The sequence below is a fragment of the Streptomyces sp. NTH33 genome (assembly GCF_003236365.1).
Lineage (GTDB): Bacteria > Actinomycetota > Actinomycetes > Streptomycetales > Streptomycetaceae > Streptomyces.
This window is the reverse complement of sequence record NZ_POTZ01001160.1, coordinates 1-401: the sequence shown is the minus strand read 5'-3', so window position 1 is coordinate 401 and position 401 is coordinate 1. Positions and strand designations below refer to the sequence as shown.

Sequence of the window (401 nt, the reverse complement as noted above, 5' to 3'; positions counted from 1 at the left end):
CTACAGAAGCTTCCTGAGCCGGAACAGGTCCAGCAGGCTCGCCTCCAGCCTCACCCGCCCCGCCCCCCACGCCGTGGCGAAGTTCAGCTCCCCGCCGACCAGTGCGACCAGGTCGTCACCGGTCATGGCGAGCCTTATCTGGGCCTTCTCGGGCGGCGGGCCCTGGACGGTGTCCCGCACCCGGATCCGGCCGCCCGTGAGGCGCCCCACGAAGGTGACGTCGAGGTCCTTGATGTGGCAGCTCACCGAGCGGTCCAGGGCCGCCGCCTCGCGGACGTCCCCCTCGGCGCCCGCCATGTTGTCCGAGAGCTTCTCGAGTGCGCTGCGGCACTCCTCGATCGTGGCCATCGCGACCGACGGTACCCCAGGGCTTCGCGGTAGCGTCTGGGCATGAGCGACTC

Annotated in this window: 1 protein-coding gene; it reads right to left on the bottom strand. The window is 70.8% G+C overall.

Going from position 1 to position 401, the window contains the following annotated elements; all coding sequences use genetic code 11:
• The gene (locus C1I97_RS38980) at positions 1–348 is read right to left on the bottom strand and encodes an SCP2 sterol-binding domain-containing protein (protein ID WP_111007436.1); all 348 of its coding nucleotides are present in this window, start codon (positions 346–348) and stop codon (positions 1–3) included.
• Positions 349–401: the final 53 nt, after the last annotated feature.